This window comes from Oscillatoria sp. HE19RPO, assembly GCF_024220515.1.
In the GTDB taxonomy this organism is placed as follows: Bacteria; Cyanobacteriota; Cyanobacteriia; order Cyanobacteriales; family Laspinemataceae; genus Laspinema.
Genome location: NZ_JAMXOT010000205.1, coordinates 1 through 15,821, shown reverse-complemented (window position 1 = coordinate 15,821; position 15,821 = coordinate 1). Strand labels below are relative to the sequence as shown.

At 49.8% G+C, this 15,821-nt stretch carries 13 protein-coding genes; 2 read left to right on the top strand and 11 right to left on the bottom strand.

Going from position 1 to position 15,821, the window contains the following annotated elements; all coding sequences use genetic code 11:
- Nucleotides 1-333 precede the first annotated feature (333 nt).
- Nucleotides 334-1,716, bottom strand: a complete 1,383-nt coding sequence (gene mnmE / locus NG833_RS18875; RefSeq protein ID WP_254566821.1) for a tRNA uridine-5-carboxymethylaminomethyl(34) synthesis GTPase MnmE — start codon at nucleotides 1,714-1,716, stop codon at nucleotides 334-336.
- A gap of 172 nt (nucleotides 1,717-1,888) precedes the next feature.
- On the opposite strand from mnmE, the gene NG833_RS18870 reads away from it, so the two are divergent.
- A complete protein-coding gene (locus tag NG833_RS18870; RefSeq protein WP_254566820.1) occupies nucleotides 1,889-2,458 on the top strand; it encodes a DUF2062 domain-containing protein in 570 nt (189 codons plus the stop codon).
- An 11-nt stretch (nucleotides 2,459-2,469) separates the two neighbouring features.
- On the opposite strand, the gene NG833_RS18865 is transcribed toward NG833_RS18870, so the two are convergent.
- The 8 genes from NG833_RS18865 to petH all read right to left on the bottom strand — a co-directional run bounded on the left by NG833_RS18865 (nucleotide 2,470) and on the right by petH (nucleotide 11,605).
- Complete coding sequence (locus NG833_RS18865) at nucleotides 2,470-3,006, bottom strand: Uma2 family endonuclease (protein ID WP_254566819.1); 537 nt, start codon at nucleotides 3,004-3,006, stop codon at nucleotides 2,470-2,472.
- 66 nt (nucleotides 3,007-3,072) lie between these two features.
- The gene (locus NG833_RS18860) at nucleotides 3,073-4,665 is read right to left on the bottom strand and encodes a trypsin-like peptidase domain-containing protein (RefSeq protein WP_254566818.1); all 1,593 of its coding nucleotides are present in this window, start codon (nucleotides 4,663-4,665) and stop codon (nucleotides 3,073-3,075) included.
- Nucleotides 4,666-4,706: 41 nt separating this feature from the next.
- Nucleotides 4,707-6,656 carry an S-layer homology domain-containing protein gene (locus tag NG833_RS18855; RefSeq protein ID WP_254566817.1) on the bottom strand — a complete coding sequence of 650 codons (1,950 nt, stop codon included), beginning with the start codon at nucleotides 6,654-6,656 and terminating at the stop codon, nucleotides 4,707-4,709.
- A 249-nt stretch (nucleotides 6,657-6,905) separates the two neighbouring features.
- Nucleotides 6,906-7,676 (bottom strand): class I SAM-dependent methyltransferase, encoded by a 771-nt coding sequence (locus NG833_RS18850; protein WP_254566816.1) that lies wholly within the window; start codon nucleotides 7,674-7,676, stop codon nucleotides 6,906-6,908.
- A 397-nt stretch (nucleotides 7,677-8,073) separates the two neighbouring features.
- Nucleotides 8,074-9,390, bottom strand: a complete 1,317-nt coding sequence (locus NG833_RS18845) for a homoserine dehydrogenase (protein ID WP_254566815.1) — start codon at nucleotides 9,388-9,390, stop codon at nucleotides 8,074-8,076.
- Nucleotides 9,391-9,475: 85 nt separating this feature from the next.
- A complete protein-coding gene (locus tag NG833_RS18840) occupies nucleotides 9,476-9,913 on the bottom strand; it encodes a type II toxin-antitoxin system VapC family toxin (RefSeq protein WP_254566814.1) in 438 nt (145 codons plus the stop codon).
- A complete protein-coding gene (locus NG833_RS18835) occupies nucleotides 9,895-10,128 on the bottom strand; it encodes a hypothetical protein (RefSeq protein WP_254566813.1) in 234 nt (77 codons plus the stop codon). The genes NG833_RS18840 and NG833_RS18835 overlap by 19 nt, the downstream gene beginning before the upstream one ends.
- A 256-nt stretch (nucleotides 10,129-10,384) precedes the next feature.
- Nucleotides 10,385-11,605 (bottom strand): ferredoxin--NADP reductase, encoded by a 1,221-nt coding sequence (gene petH, locus NG833_RS18830; RefSeq protein ID WP_254566812.1) that lies wholly within the window; start codon nucleotides 11,603-11,605, stop codon nucleotides 10,385-10,387.
- Nucleotides 11,606-12,282: 677 nt separating this feature from the next.
- On the opposite strand from petH, the gene NG833_RS18825 reads away from it, so the two are divergent.
- Complete coding sequence (locus NG833_RS18825; protein WP_254566811.1) at nucleotides 12,283-13,287, top strand: phosphoribulokinase; 1,005 nt, start codon at nucleotides 12,283-12,285, stop codon at nucleotides 13,285-13,287.
- A 447-nt stretch (nucleotides 13,288-13,734) separates the two neighbouring features.
- Here NG833_RS18825 and NG833_RS18820 read toward each other — a convergent pair whose 3' ends face one another.
- Both NG833_RS18820 and NG833_RS18815 read right to left on the bottom strand, forming a co-directional pair.
- Entirely contained in the window at nucleotides 13,735-14,796 is a 1,062-nt protein-coding gene (locus tag NG833_RS18820; RefSeq protein WP_254566810.1) for an ADP-ribosylglycohydrolase family protein, read from the bottom strand.
- Between the two features lie 164 nt (nucleotides 14,797-14,960).
- Nucleotides 14,961-15,638: a bifunctional 2-polyprenyl-6-hydroxyphenol methylase/3-demethylubiquinol 3-O-methyltransferase UbiG gene (locus tag NG833_RS18815; RefSeq protein WP_254566809.1), complete on the bottom strand. Its 678-nt coding sequence runs from the start codon at nucleotides 15,636-15,638 to the stop codon at nucleotides 14,961-14,963.
- Between the last annotated feature and the right edge of the window lie 183 nt (nucleotides 15,639-15,821).

Genomic DNA, 15,821 nt, shown 5'->3' with positions numbered 1-15,821 from the left:
GGCTCAATGCCTTCGGGCAGAGAGAATAGCGGCAATTGGCACCGCCTTGATTGCCGAAAGGCTACGGCTGAGTAGGGTTTAGCAGTCTTACGACTGCCTTCTAAAGAATCCCCGTGTCTTTAGACCGGGGAGTGTCAAAAACAACCTCCTGATTCAAGGGAGGACTGGGAGACTAGCCCTGTCAAGGTGGTATATTGAATCACGAAAAATCGTGATTTCACGTAGGGGCTGTATGGGCGCAAGCATCGAAGCCCCTACAAATACACCTTGACAGGGGAGAAGAGGAGGGTGGGCACTGCCCACCTTACAATTGCTTAACAACCCTAAACAGTTTTATTTACCAATACAAAACCGGCTAAAAATACGGTCTAAAACCGATTCTGTTACCTCTTCTCCGGTGATTTCTCCTAATGCTTGAATTGCGCCTCTCAGGTCGATGGTCCAAAAATCTAGGGGTAAGCGTTGGTCAATGGTGGTTTGCACTTGTTCTAGGGCGGTTTGGGCGCGGGTTAAGGCAGCGGCTTGGCGTTGGTTGATGGCAAAATCTAAATTTCCCGCTTGCAAATCTCCGGCTTGAACAGCGTTTAAAATGGCAGTTTCTAAGGCTTCAATGCCTTGTTGATGGGCGGCAGAAGTTTTAACAATTTCGCGAATATTGTCTAGGGGAGGTAAAGGGGTAATTTGTTCGACTAAATCAATTTTATTGAAAATGACGACGATGGGTTTATGATTGACTTGTTGATAAATCTCATAATCATCGGGAGTCCAACCGGCTTGGGCATCTAGGGTTAATAAGACTAAATCGGCGGATTGTGCCGCTAGTCGCGATCGCTCAACGCCGATTTTCTCCACGGTGTCTTCGGTGGCGCGAATACCTGCGGTATCGAGCACCTGGACGGGTATTCCTTGAACGACTAACTGGGATTCGACGACATCGCGGGTGGTGCCGGGGAGGTTGGTGACGATCGCGCGATCGCTACGACTCCAGGCATTCAATAAACTCGATTTCCCCACATTCGGACGCCCGACAATAGCAACTTTTAATCCCATCCGCAACAGTTCCCCTTGACTGGCAGTTCCTAAAATTCTCTCGACTTCTTGAATAATAGATTGAATCGATTGAATGATTTCCGGTTCATTCAAGGGGGGTAAATCTTCTTCAAAATCGATGCGGGCTTCAATTTCTGCTAGGATATCCAAACATTGGGTGCGTAATTGGCGAATGGGATGGGCTAATTTGCCTTGCAATCCGGCTAAAGCAGCTTGAGAAGCAGCGGGAGATTGGGCACCGACTAAATCTGCCACACTTTCGGCTTGGGTTAAATCTAATCGTCCATTTAAAAACGCCCGGAGGGTAAATTCTCCCGGTTGTGCTAATTTTGCCCCGAGTTCTAAACAGAGTTGTAAGACTTGTTGAACGGGAATGATGCCACCATGACAATGAAATTCGACCACATCCTCTCGGGTGAAGGACCGGGGGGATTTCATCAGCAACAAGAGGGCTTCATCGATGATTTGCTGGGTTTTGGGATGACGAATTGTCCCGTAGAGGATGCGGTGGGTTTCCCAGGGTTGGGATCCGGGTGCATGAAAGAGGGTTTGGGCGATCGCCAATGCCTGGGACCCCGACAGGCGGACAATCCCGATACTCCCTTGCTGTGGGACAATCGCCGTGGCGATCGCCGCTATTGTCTCCCGTTGAGTCACCCGATCCATGATTTCACACCTTATGACTACTACTTTATTATCCCTTGCGATCGCCAATCTCCCCCGAGGACGAGTAAATTGAGGTAAAATATCGGTCATAATATCAAGTTAAAGACTCACGTCTCAGACTCTCAGGGGGCAACCACATTGCACAACTCAGTCCATTATTCTAGGTCCAACCATGTTACATAAACTCCCTTTGCAGATCAATTCTCGGAGGACTCAAATCAACCACTTTCGTTCAGCTTCTCTGTTCTCTAAACACAAACCTCCCCGGAGTCGATTCCACCGCTTCTTGCGTTACTATTACTGGCGCTTAGTCCGACAAAAGGGCAGTCCAGAATTCCTGGCAAGAGGGTTGGCAGCGGGGGTATTTGCGGGTTTGTTTCCGTTATTTGGACTGCAAACGATTCTGGGGGTTGCCTTAGCGATTCTATTTCGTGGCAATAAATGGATGGCGGTTGCTGGAACTTGGATCAGCAATCCCTTAACCTACGGACCGATATTTTGGCTCAATTTTGAGGTGGGTCAATGGCTACTCAAATCCCATGAAGTGTTTGAACTCGAACGCATTCAGTCCACGACAGCATTACTTGAAGTTGGGGCAGACTTTTTAATGATTCTCGGACTTGGCTGTTTGGTAATGGCGAGTTTGAGTGCATTTTTAAGCTACTTTTTCGGGATTAAATTGATTCGCCGTTGGCGGACGCTTCACCGGGATTGGCATCGCCGACACCATCCGAGGCGCTAACATTGATGCTATTACCACACATCCTCATAAAGGGTCGCCATATCAATCAACAGATTAAGGCTAGTTAACTGAATTTGGTCTTGGCCTTGATAACTATATAATTCCCATATTCCCCGTTCATTGCGCCGAAAACACTCTACATTGGGGCGAGTTTGACTGATAATTAGATACTCTTTTAGGGTTTCAATTTTGCGATAATCTGCAAATTTATCCCCTCGGTCAAATGCTTCGGTAGCAGGGGATAGCACTTCGACAATTAAGCAAGGATAGCAAATAAAAGAGTCTGTTAACTGCCGATCGCGAGGGTCACAAGTCACCGTTAAGTCAGGATAATAGAAAACATCGACGGTCTCGATTCTCACCTTGATATCTTGCACAAATGCAAAACAGTCTGTTCCTCGAACCTGTTTTCTGAGGAGGGTTGCCAAATTCAGGGCAATCATGTTATGAGCTGGGGTAGACCCTGACATGGCATAGACTTTTCCTCGAATATATTCGCGACGAATTGGGCTAATTTCTTCTCCGGCAAAATACTCTTCTGGCGTCATATAAAGTTTGAGGGGGTAACTAGAAATGGGTGGAAGTTTTTAACCTTAAATCAATTCGGTGTTGAATTAGGGAACTTGCCAAATTCGCAAGGTATCCCCGCCCAAAATCAGGGTGCGATCGCCACTTAAGGCCAAAGATTTTGCCGATCCATCAATGGTCCGCAGCAGCGTTCCATCGGCTATATTCCAGATTTTTGTCCCATCTTCACTGGTAGAAACAATCCCCGTTCCATCGGGAGTAAAAGCCAAATCATACACATAGCATAAATCACAATGGGCGACAATCGTGCGCTGGCGAATTCCCCGTTCCAGATTCCAGAGTCGAAGTTCTCGATAGGTTCCCCCAGCAATGGTTTGACCATCGGGACTGATGGCAACGGATTCGACAATAAATCCCCGTTCTCCCGCAGGCAGGTTATGCACTAAATTCCCATTCCGCAAGTCCCACACTCTCACGGTATTATCCAGATGACCACTGACTAATGTGCGACTATCCGGACTAATGGCGATCGCATTCGCCTCCCCAGACTCAGGCAAACTCAAAACCAAGCGTCCGGTATTGATATCCCACAATTCAATCCCTTGATTACTCCCGGTGATTAACGTTTGTCCATTGGCAGTAATCGCCACCGAAGTAATCGGATTGGACTGATTCGGACGCGATCGCGAGATGGTATTGGCAATTTGTCCCGTTCGCAAATTCCAAATAATCACCTGACCCTGGTTATCGCCACTGACTAAAATCTGTTTATTGGGACTAATCGCCAGAGAATTCACCTCACTATTATGTCCCGTCAAGGTCGCGTTCAACTGACTCGACTGCCAATCCCATAACTGAATCCGATTGTATCCGCCATCGGTTGCCAACAGAGTGCCATCGGGACTCAAGGCGATCGCCCGGGGTTGGGTTCCGGGTTGGATAATATTAGCCAAAATCCAACCCCGCCATCCCAAATTCAACCCCACCGTGGGCGCTAATCGCAAAAAATTACTCACCGCAATGGCAGAACTAACCGTGGGAGACTCAGGATTAAACCGACCCTGAATCCCAATCAACCGACCCCAACGGTCCACCACCGGACCGCCACTTCCCGCAGATTGCAAAGCACTATTATACAGCAAATCCGACCCATCGGCGAAATTTCTGCCCGTAGTAGACAGTAAATTTCCCGCAGCGAACAGCGTCGTTTGGGGTTGATTAGCAACCGTGAGATAAATTTGCGAATCCGAAGGTTCCGCCAACTGCGCCACGGGATAAGTTTCAGAACTGGTAAACTGTAAGACAGCCAAATCCACCAGAGGCAGCAGAATCACCCCCTCCGGACTCACCGCATACCTGCGGCCATTGCTGGTCACCACTTCATATCCATCCCGGCCAGAAACCACCGCCTTCGTCGTCAGAACTGTATAAACATTTCCCTGACGATGGACGATCGCCCCTGAACCCGAAGTCGGACCCGCAATAAACACCGTCATATCCTTAGCGATCGCCGTTACCTCACCAATCGGCAGAGGCGGATTAAACAAGAGAGAATCCGACGCCAACGCCTGCAACCCCCACCCTTCAACCCTCTCCAAAACAGGAACCGGACCCAATCCCCCAGCAGCGATCGCCATTCCTGCCATCGTTGCTGTAAATTTTGCGAATCCACCCAACATCCGTGAAAATCTGTGTAATCTGTGGTTCATTCTCCCATCCCTCAAGGCATCCGCCAAATTTTAATATCCCAACCCCCACCAACCAACGTTTGACCGTCGGGAGTTAAGGCGATCGCCTCCGATGCCGTAGGGAAAAAGTGCAATAACGCCCCGGTCCTCACATCCCAAACCCGAATCGCACTGATGTCTCCTTCTTGAACCGTTCCCACCAGAGTTTCCCCATCATTACTAAAGGCAACTTCAAAAAAGTTGGCCTCCGGATTGCGGGCGATCGTGCGAATTAAATCCCCATTGGCAATATTCCACAGACGAATCGTTCCCTCTCCACCCGTGGCCAAAGTCTGACCATTGGGACTAAAAGCGAGAGTTCGGACAGCATTAATATCCGCAGAAATCGTCCGAATTAACTCCCCGGATTGGAGATTCCAGAGGCGAACCAGTCCATCCTCACTACTACTGGCGGCCATTCGACCATCGGAACTCACCGCCACATCTAACATGGCCGTTTGGCGATCGTCCAGGGTCCGCAGGACTTCCCCAGTATTCAAATCCCACAGTTTTACTGTGCGATCGCGACTGCTGCTGATGGCAGTATTGCCATTGGGGGCGATCGCCAATCCCGTGACTTCGTTGGTATGTCCGGTGAGGGTTTGAGTGAGAGTCCCAGTTCTGACATCCCAAATTTTAATTTCTCCATCGCCACCGCCACTAATCGCCCGTTGTCCATTGGGGGCGATCGCCAGGGCCCCGACTCTCCCCGTATGTCCGGGTAAGGTGCGAATCCGTTCCCCCGTTCTCAGGTCCCAGATATTGATCGGGGCCAAATCCGCCCCGCGATGACCACTTGCCATGATAAATCCTTGACCATCTATGGCGAGTTCTATGGCATCCATTGAGGCCGAAATCGACTCACAGCGACGGGTTCCGGTGGTATCCGTAACGCATTGTTCCACCTGGGAATCCGGGGTGATTCCCGTGGGTTGGAAGTTCAAAACATTGGTCAAGACAGCAGTTTGCCAGGGTTGATTCCCAGCGGCGATCGGCGTGGGAGAGGTTGCAGGCGTTGCCGTTGGTGTTTCTACAGGGGGTGTTTCTGCGGTTGGTGTTTCTACCGGGGGTATTTCTGCGGTTGGTGTTTCTACAGGGGGTGTTTCTACAGGGGGTGTTTCTACCGGGGGTGTTTCTGCGGTTGGTGTTTCTGCGGTTGGTGTTTCTGCGATGGCGATCGCATCTGGTGACGCCACAAACTGTTGCGGGACCAAAGCAATGGCACCAATATCTTCTTTGACTTGACAAATCATGGATGCCAACTCACCCCGGGAGATGGGTTCCGTGGGGTTTAAACTGCGAGGATCGGGATAATTCACCACCAAACGGTTTTGAATCCCTGCGGCGATCGCCCCTCGGGCATAATCAGGAATCCCCTCCCAATCCGCCAGGGATGCCTCAATTGTCTCTAACCCATTCTCCGGCGATTTATAGCGCAAACCTGTCGTTAACAAGGCGATCGCCTGCCAACGGGGAATCACCTGAGTGGGGTTAAAAGCGCGCCCAGAATAAGGAGAAATAAACCCACTCCGGTAAGCATCCTGGACAATTTCCCGCCCCCAATAATCCGTTGGAATATCAATAAAATCAATGGGGTCCCGAACAGGTTCAACATTCGGGAACGCTTGGCGAACCACCGAGGCAAACTCCACGCGCTGGATTGGGTCCTCCGGGCGAAACGTCTCAGCGGAAAACACCGAGAGAATATCGCGTTCCGCAAGGGTTTCAATACAAGTCCTTGCCCAATGATTTGTAATATCCGTATAGGTAGACTGGGCATCTGCCGATTCCATCATGCCCACCGGCAGCATCAACCCCAACACAACGGTTAACACCCGGATGGAGTCCCGGGGACGTAACCGTAGAGTGACAGGTGTTTCCCCCAAGGCAACACCCAGTCCCTGAAAAATTCTTGGTCCCTGGAATTTCTGCCAACCCTTCATCACCTAAACTCCTATCACCGTAACCAATAGAACAGAGTGTACTAGACGAGACTCGTCTGGTGCGATCGCAACGATTTTAGAGAATTGTAGAGGAAAACCAGTCCGGCCCCCAATCCTCTCCCCAAAATCGTTGCTCATTACTAGGAATCACGGATTGAGGATGGATTCCCGAATAACCACCCCCCTGCCACCCCCGATTCTCCCCAAAGGGGGGATTTCCCGAGTTCTACTTATTCCCGCTACACCGGACTAAGGTTTACTTATCAGCAGGATATCTTGAACACTTAAAAAGTCTTCTCGTCCACACCAAGACCCGTAATAGACAGGTAAATTAACTTTTAATCCCACTTGTTCGGCCAATTCCAAAAAAAACCGTTCTTCATAAGCAACTGCCGACTCGGGGAATGTTTTATCCGCCAGTCGATAGTTATCAAAAATTTCTGGCAACTCCAGGGTACACAGACCCGCTTCCAAGCAGGATAATGACTCTTCATTTAACAAAAAAGCGGTAATCAGCCCTCGTCCTCCCGGTTTAAGAACCCGGGAAATTTCTCGTAAATAGTTGTCAATTCCATCGGGCAGAATATGAGTAAAAACCGAAGTTAGGAAGACAAAATCAAAGCAATTATCCGAATAAGGGAAGCGATAGGTGTTTGCCTGTTCTTGTCCAGTGGGGTTGTAATACTGATTGTACAAATCCGCCCGTTGAAACTGAAAATTCGGATAGCGGGGGGAAATCACAGATTTGCACCAAGTGATTCCGGATTCAACAATATCAAATCCTTCATACCTGCCGCGATCGCTCAAATATTGGGTCAGAGGAACCGCCATCCGTCCCACCCCACACCCCACATCCAGCACCGCTTCATCCGGCTGTAAACCCGCTAATTCTATAAAATAGCGAAAAAATTCCGTCCCGATCGCCTTAAAACTTCCCCCCACCGATAACCGCAGGTCCTTGGGGGGAAGCAACTCGTCAGGAATGATAATTTCTGGAACAGAGGATGGAGAATTTAGCATAGGATTTAGGTCAAAAACAATCAGAATAATACGGAATCCGGGTCTGCTTAAACCTGCACCCTAAAGGGTGGGGCTATACAGACAAAGCCCGCCTGCGCGGGCTAAGAAAGAAAATGGATTTTTGATACCCGAATTTGGTATAGTTTTCTGTCCAAAAAACTAGAGGTTTGTTCAAGAAACCCGGTCGTTTTTATTCTATAACCGTTCTTGGACTCATACCCAATCCAGATATCAAAAGTGGTTGATAAAAACCAGCCCGCGCAGGCGGGCTTCGTCCGTGTAGCCCCACCCTTTAGGGTGCGGGTTTCCATCTGCGAGGTTGATAAAAACCAGCCCGCGCAGGCGGGCTTCGTCCTGTGAGCCTCCAGGCTTGAGCCTGCGGGTTTCTATCAACTAATCAAAGAACGCGCAACAAACTAGGAATAGAAACGATCGCCTCCAGATTGCGAATTTCCGCTAAGGCATGATTAAAATTGCCTTCTTTCACATCATGGGTAACCACCACAATTTCTGCCTGATTTTCACGCATCCCAATCTGCACCACGGATTCGAGACTGACGCCATTTTTGCCAAAAATTGTCCCCAATTCCCCGATGACTCCGGGACTATCCTGAGTCAAAAATCGGGCATAAAAGCGCGTCACCACATCGTCCATTGGGGCGATCGCACAGTAATGTTGATGAGAACAGCTTAACAACGGATGAGGTATCGGTTCCGTTTCCGTTTTCAACACTGCCGCCACATTTAAAATATCCGCCACCACCGCGCTTGCCGTGGGACCTGCACCCGCCCCTCGTCCATAAAACATCACCTGTCCAATCGGGTCCCCTTCTATGAAGATGGCGTTATAAACCCCATTCACATTCGCCAAAGGATGTTGTTTCGGGACCAAGGTGGGATGCACTCTCAACTGTAAGCGATCTTCAACATCGGTTTGAGTTTGAGGAGTAGGACCTTCTTCCCGCTTGGCGATCGCCAGTAACTTAATCACAAACCCCAGTTTTTCGGCATAAGCGATATCTTCTGCACTCACCTGACGAATCCCTTCCGCATAAACTTGTTCACGCTTGATGCGTCCCCCAAATGCCAAAGATGCCAGAATCGCGATTTTATCTGCCGCATCCAAACCATCCACATCTGCCGTGGGGTCCGCTTCCGCATAACCCAATTTTTGAGCATCCGCGAGCACTGCCTGAAAATCCGCCCCTTCCAGTTGCATCCGGGTGAGAATGTAGTTGGTGGTGCCATTAATGATACCCATCACCCCTTGGATGCGGTTGCTTCCTAAAGATTGCTTCAGGGGTTGAATCACCGGGATACCGCCTCCCACTGCCGCTTCCAACATCACATAGACGCCCTTTTCATTGGCAGCAGTGAAGATTTCTGCACCATGCAGGGCGATCGCCGCTTTGTTGGCAGTGACAATATGCTTACCAGAGGCGATCGCCTTCAACATCAGCGATCGCGCAGGTTCCAACCCGCCAATCAACTCCACCACAATATCAATCTCAGGATCCGTGACGATTGATTCTAAATCCGTGGTTAAAATATCCGCAGGAAGCTCAATATCCCGGGGTTTATCCAGCGATCGTACCCCCACCCGAGCAATTTCCAACTCCTGCAACAACGGATGCCGTCCTCCAGAGTCCAGCAAGATCTGGGCCGTTCCTGCGCCCACCGTTCCCAATCCCAGTAAACCAATTTTGAAAGTCACAATTCTAATCCATAACCGACTAACTTACCATTTTTACAGGGATTTGGCCCTCAAGTCGCCACTAAAGCGAAACTGTCCAGTTTGATTATGGCACCGACGAAAAATCAGCGATCGCCTTCAAAACCACCCCACTCGCTGCCGCAGCTTGAGATTGTCGGACATCCACGGTAATCAAAGGGCAATCCCGATCTAATGCCAAGGCGATATAGAGCGAGTCATAGATTGCTAACTGATGAGTTAAACCGATTTGAAACGCACGAGGTAGCAGTTCGCTAACGGGTTTGATGTCCAAGGGTAAATCTAACAAATCGCGAATCATCTGTTCCCCGTCTGTTTGAGGCAACCCTTGAAAGCGGACATTCCGCCACAAAATGTTGACACATTCTAGCAGGCCAAATTCTGGAACATATAAGCGATCGCCCCTTGCCAACCCCCCAATTAAAACCCGCACCTGTGGCGTATTAGTTTCGGTTAAGAAATACTGAATCAACACGCTGGCATCCACTATATATGCATCTGCCATTTTTGGCGTTCCTCCCGAATCATTTCGCTACCCGTAGGCGAACCTGATGGAGGCGTCCATCTGTGGCGATCGACCGAATCCATAATTTCTTGTAAAGACCGTTTTTTGACGACGTTTTCGAGGGGTTCCCCTTGCCCTAACCGTTCATCCACAACTTGAGCAATCATCGTTTTGAGTTCATCCATTGTCAAGTCTACCACTCTTTCTGGTGTCATGTTCATGTCCTCCATCGGTTCTCTGTTCTTAATTATGCCAGTATTGCTGCTGTACTTTTTGGTCATCCCGAATCCCGGATTCAAGGCGATCGCTTTTATGAATGAGAGGCGATCGCCTTGAACAAGTATTAAACGATATCCGGGTCTATTCCCAGTTCCGAAGTTCCCTCCCAACAATAGAGAGGGGGAGGTCTCAATCGACCTCCCCCTCTCCCAGAGCTTCCGCAGAAATTAAGCTGCGATCGCCCAGTAAACCTTAGTAGGTTTCAACGTGCCAGCGATGCTCTTTTTTGAGTTGTTTTTGATAGTCTAACCAATCCACCCCTTGTTTAGAGGTAACCGCAGACATCCCCTCATCAATGCCGCCTTCCATACCTTTCAAACCGCAAATGTAGGTATGAGCATTCGGTTTTTGCAGCAGGTTCCAGATTTCTTCGGCGTTTTCCGCAATCCGGTCTTGGATGTACATCTTACCGCCTTGAGCATTCTGTTGTTCACGGCTGATAGCGTAGGTCAAGCGGAAGTTATCTGGGAACTCAGCTTGTAACTTTTCTAACTCTTCTTGGTACAGAATGTTGGCACTGTAGGGAATACCGAAGAACAACCAGGCCAAACCTTTGAACTTGTAGTCTTCATGTTGTTCCTTGAACATCCGCCATAAGAAAGCCCGGAAGGGAGCAATCCCGGTCCCGGTTGCCATCATGATGACGGTGGATTCTTCATCGTCAGGGAGCAACATTTCCTTACCCACGGGACCCGTGATAGCGACATCATCTCCAGGGTTCAAATGGCAGAGGAAAGATGAGCAAACCCCTTTAATGGTTTCGTTGGTTTCTGGATGCTGGTAAACTAATTCACGGACGCACAGAGAGACGGTTTTGTCATCCTCATGGTCGCCATGACGAGTCGAAGCGATCGAGTACAAACGCAGTTTATGAGGTTTGCCTTTTTGGTCTTCTCCCGGAGGAATAATCCCGATACTTTGACCTTCTAAATAGCGCAGGTCCCCAGCAGAAAGGTCGAAGGTTAAGTGTTGAACGATCCCACTTCCACCTTCTCTGACGAGGGGTTCATTGCTGAGGCACTTACCAATATAGGGATTTTTGGGCTTGTAGATATTAACAGGAATATCGTTGCTTTTTGCCTTTTTCGCCTTGGTTTCAGTCATTGGCTTGCTGGGTTGAGCTTCCTTCTGGGTCTGCTCTTGACTGACGGTGGGAGTGCGGTGACCATTGCTCGTCCCTTCTTCGCCCAGAGGACGAATGCTGACAATTTGTCCACCCATGCGCGTGATCCGGCGCATTTCTTGATTCATGCGGTTGTACGGTACCGTAATAAAGGTACTGCCACTGCGACGAATCGGGTTAGTGGTCGCATCAGTCTCGTCAGTTTGGCGCAGACCCACTACTTCATATACGAAAAAGCGGTTACCAGATTCTGTATTCACTGTAACGCCTGCTGCGCTGGGATTGTACATAATGTTAATGGCTCCAAATCAAAGAACTGTTTTCCGGCAAGGGGTTGAGAGGTTCTGGAGGCTGACTCTGAAAGCCAGTTGCAGGTCCTAGAAATCTGCGATCGCCCTCTGTTTTTCCGTTGTCCGGTGATGATTATCCCTTTATCCTGTCGATGAAGGGATCTTTAAAAAGACTATTACTAGATTACAGCCCGATGTCCCCGTCCTGACCTTGTGCCGAAGAAAGCAAGGTTTCAGGCTTCAATCGAGGCGATTTAGCCATTGCACAGAGCCTTCAGGGACGGTTTCCTCCCCCAATCGGGCGGGAGAGGCGAGGGAACTGGACCCGGATCCGGGGCAGTCGGCCCTTCCCGGGGATCACCCCCAAGCCCCATGCCCCTGGATGCCCCTAGTCTGAAGGGAGGGACACCAAGGGGCGCGATCCCGCGACCGGGAACCCAGGGGCATCAAGGGGCTAAAACTCGGGCAAAAAAACTTTTGACAATTGTGCAAAACCATGAGATATAAGGCTTAGGGCAAATCATGATCCCCGATCGCCCGCCCGTTCTGAGCCAGGAGGATGGACTCAATTGAGTAAAGTTACACGCTGTATGTCAAGATAGAATCAATTTTATTGTCTTTTAATACGCAATAAACCGTAGCATAGGTACAAAGAGCAAGATCGATAGAGGGAATCTATGACCAGTAAGCCGGAAAGCGTGGTTCTAATTGGTGTTGCCGGAGACTCCGGATGCGGCAAATCGACATTCCTGCACCGACTAAAAGACCTATTTGGAGAAGAACTGATGACGGTCATCTGCTTGGATGACTACCACAGTTTAGACCGCAAACAGCGGAAAGAGCATGGGGTCACAGCGCTTGACCCGAGAGCGAATAACTTTGATTTGATGTATGAACAAGTAAAAGCGCTAAAAAACGGGCAGGGGGTTAACAAGCCCATCTATAACCACGAAACTGGCATGATCGATCCACCTGAACGGGTGGAACCGAATCACATTATCGTGATTGAGGGCCTGCATCCCATTTATGATGAGCGAGTTCGCTCCCTGCTCGATTTCAGCGTCTACCTCGATATCAGTGATGAGGTGAAAATTGCCTGGAAAATTCAACGGGACATGGCAGAACGCGGTCACCGTTATGAAGATGTTTTAGCATCCATTAACTCCCGTCGTCCTGACTTTAGCGCCTACATTGAACCGCAAAAAGCTCATGCTGATGTGGTCATCCGGGTGTTACCGACTGAGTTAATCCCTGATGACAAAGAGCGGAAGGTTCTGCGGGTGCAGATGATCCAACGGTACGGGGTGCATGATATGGATCCGGTGTATCTGTTTGATGAGGGTTCGACGATTAAATGGACGCCTTGTGGACGGAAACTGACCTGTTCCTACCCAGGGATCAAAATGGCCTACGGACCGGATGCCTTTGAAGGTCATGAAGTCTCGATTTTGGAAGTAGACGGTCAGTTCGAGAATTTAGAGGAGATGATCTACATCGAAAGTCACCTCAGTAACACCTCTACCAAGTTTTACGGTGAGTTGACCGAACTGTTGCTCCAGCACCCCACCTATCCGGGTTCTAACAATGGCACCGGTTTGTTCCAAGTGCTCACGGGTCTGAAGATGCGCGCCGCTTACGAGCGCTTAACTTCCAAGGAAGCAAAAATAGCAGCGAAGGTGTAAGAGTTGCTCATTTGAAATTCCAGCCCATCACTCGACGCGAGCAGCTAATCCTAGCTACTCGCGTTTTTTTGGGGGGTTATACGGAATCCGGTTGTCAAAGGTCTGTAAAAACCCGCAGGCTCAAGCCTGGGGCTATACGGACGAAGCGGTGCCTGCGCGGGCTAAAAGTATCAAAGGTCTGTAAAAACCCGCAGGCTAAAGCCTGGAGGCTCACAGGACGAAGCCCGCCTGCGCGGGCTACTCCATAAAAACGACTTTTCATACCCGGATTTGGTATTAATAGGGGGGAGCATCTCAAGAAGGCAAAGAGACCTAACCCCCCAGCCCCCTTCCCACCTCTCCCCGGCCCTCTCCTACAAGGAGAGGGAGAATAAGGAATTTTTTTTTATTGCTGGAAGGGGGAGCAAGACTTGTAAATTCCCCTTTTATGCAAAATTGAGATGCTCCCTAATAGGGTGGCAGTAAGCGCCGAAATCCGTGCAGAATCACTACAACTAAGAAGAATAAATTCCTCGGGATTATTCCCATTCCATACAGTGCCAGGGGAACGGGAGGTTCTGGGATACCGCGATCGCAAACTTGCCCTAATCGATAACCCAAGTCTCTCATCCAAGCAACGGTTCTCGGCCATTCCCATAAATCATTAATCCAGGTTTCAGGAATCCCGTTCTCTCCAACCCCGGCACCCATAATTGCACCCAATATGGCAGCAGTGGTGTCCGTATCCCCGCCACAGCGCACGATTTCTATCACTCCACGGCGATAATCATTTGGATGAGTCAACCAAGCCTGGATGACGACTGGCACCGTATGGTAAATGTAACCACTGACTCCTTTTCCCAGTCCCAACTGGAGGGCAAAGGTTGGGGTATCTTGACCCTGTGCAACACTGTCACAAGCTTGTTGGATCAGGTGCAAAAATTCGATCGCCTCGTCAGGGAGACTCTTTTCTAGGATTTGATAATAATCATTGCCAGAAATCATCCTTCTTTGACTGGCACAATAAGCGGCGATCGCCACAGCCATTGCTCCATATTCTGCCTTGGGGTCCGTATGGGTCAACCGAGTAGAGGCCCTGACGAATTCCTGCAACTTGGGCAAATCACTGCCATAACAAACCCCAATGATGGCGCTTCTCATCGCCGGACCATTTCCAGCAGAGAAGACTCCAGACTGGGGAAATCCTAACCACAACTTGGCGATCGCCCTCAAGGTAGCAAAACCTACACCTGCCGGTAAAGCCACCAACCACCATCGCAACCGCCAAGCTAACGCCTTGGTAAATCGCCGGACATCCCCTCCAGAAACCACCAGAGATTGCGCCACCATACAGGTATGTTCGGTGTCATCGGAAACCATGCCTTTACCAAAAAAGAAATGATACCGGGTCAACCGGGAATTAATCCGCCCTTGCCGTTGTCTGGATAACCCTTCCCAGGGAAGTCCAAACGCATCTCCCACCGCAGTTCCTAAAATACAGCCGATGATTGCTTCAGTTTTTGAGGTCATAGTAGATCCCTGGAAGTCTATAAAAACCCGCAGGCTGAAGCCTGGGGCTATACGGACGAAGCCCGCCTGCGCGGGCTGAAGAGTAAAAACGACTGAACTCCGGATTTGGTATAAACTGGCCTTTTCACGGCATGGGGACGCTCGTTCCTGCCGTCATTTAAGACTCAAGCCGATCGCCGATATTCTACCCGCAGTTGTTTAATGGTATTATCCTGGTCAAAAAATTCGTGCCGTTCGATTTCAGTGAGTCCCCAATTCTCAAATTCGGCGAGGTCCCGGTCCGATAGGGGCCAGGGCGGACCCTCGGGTTGGCTGTCGTTGTCGCGATGGCGGGTAATAATTAGCAGGGTTCCTCCAGGGGCCACTAAGGCGGCGATCGCCTCGATGACTTGCGATCGCACCTCAAGGGGTAACGCTTGAATATTCCGAGAGTCTTCCACTAAATCAAACTGTCCGCGCCATGCCGGATCTAAGTTAAAGAAGTCCCCCACACAGTAATTCACCGAGGTATCGGGAAATCGTTGGCGACACCAGGCGATCGCGGTGGGGGAAATATCAAAGGCAGTCACCTCAAATCCTCGGGCGGCTAAGGTTTCGGCATCATCGCCTAATCCGCATCCGGTGACTAAGGCAGAACGACTCTGTGGGGACATTGGGCGATCGCTCAACCAACTTTCCAGGACCGGATGGGGGGTCAATTTTGCCCAAGGCACTTGTTCAGCATCCCCTTGAGCTTCGGCATATAAAATATCAAACCATGCCGAAGGGTCCGATTGCGCCAGGGATTGATTCGCTAATTTCTGGACTTTTTCGCGCAGGGTCTGAGGTTGTTGTTCAAACATGAGGCTGGTTTTTTCAGAATGAATTGAGGAGGCACTCTCGGGCGACTCCTCAGAAGGCACTTTAAGTTTATTATTCCTTAACGGAGGATAGGGAGGATGGGGGAGATGTTCGTAGTAACGACTTTAGTCGTTACCGCGTGACTTGGCGGATGCCAAGTCACGCTCCCATGTCCGGATCCTCCA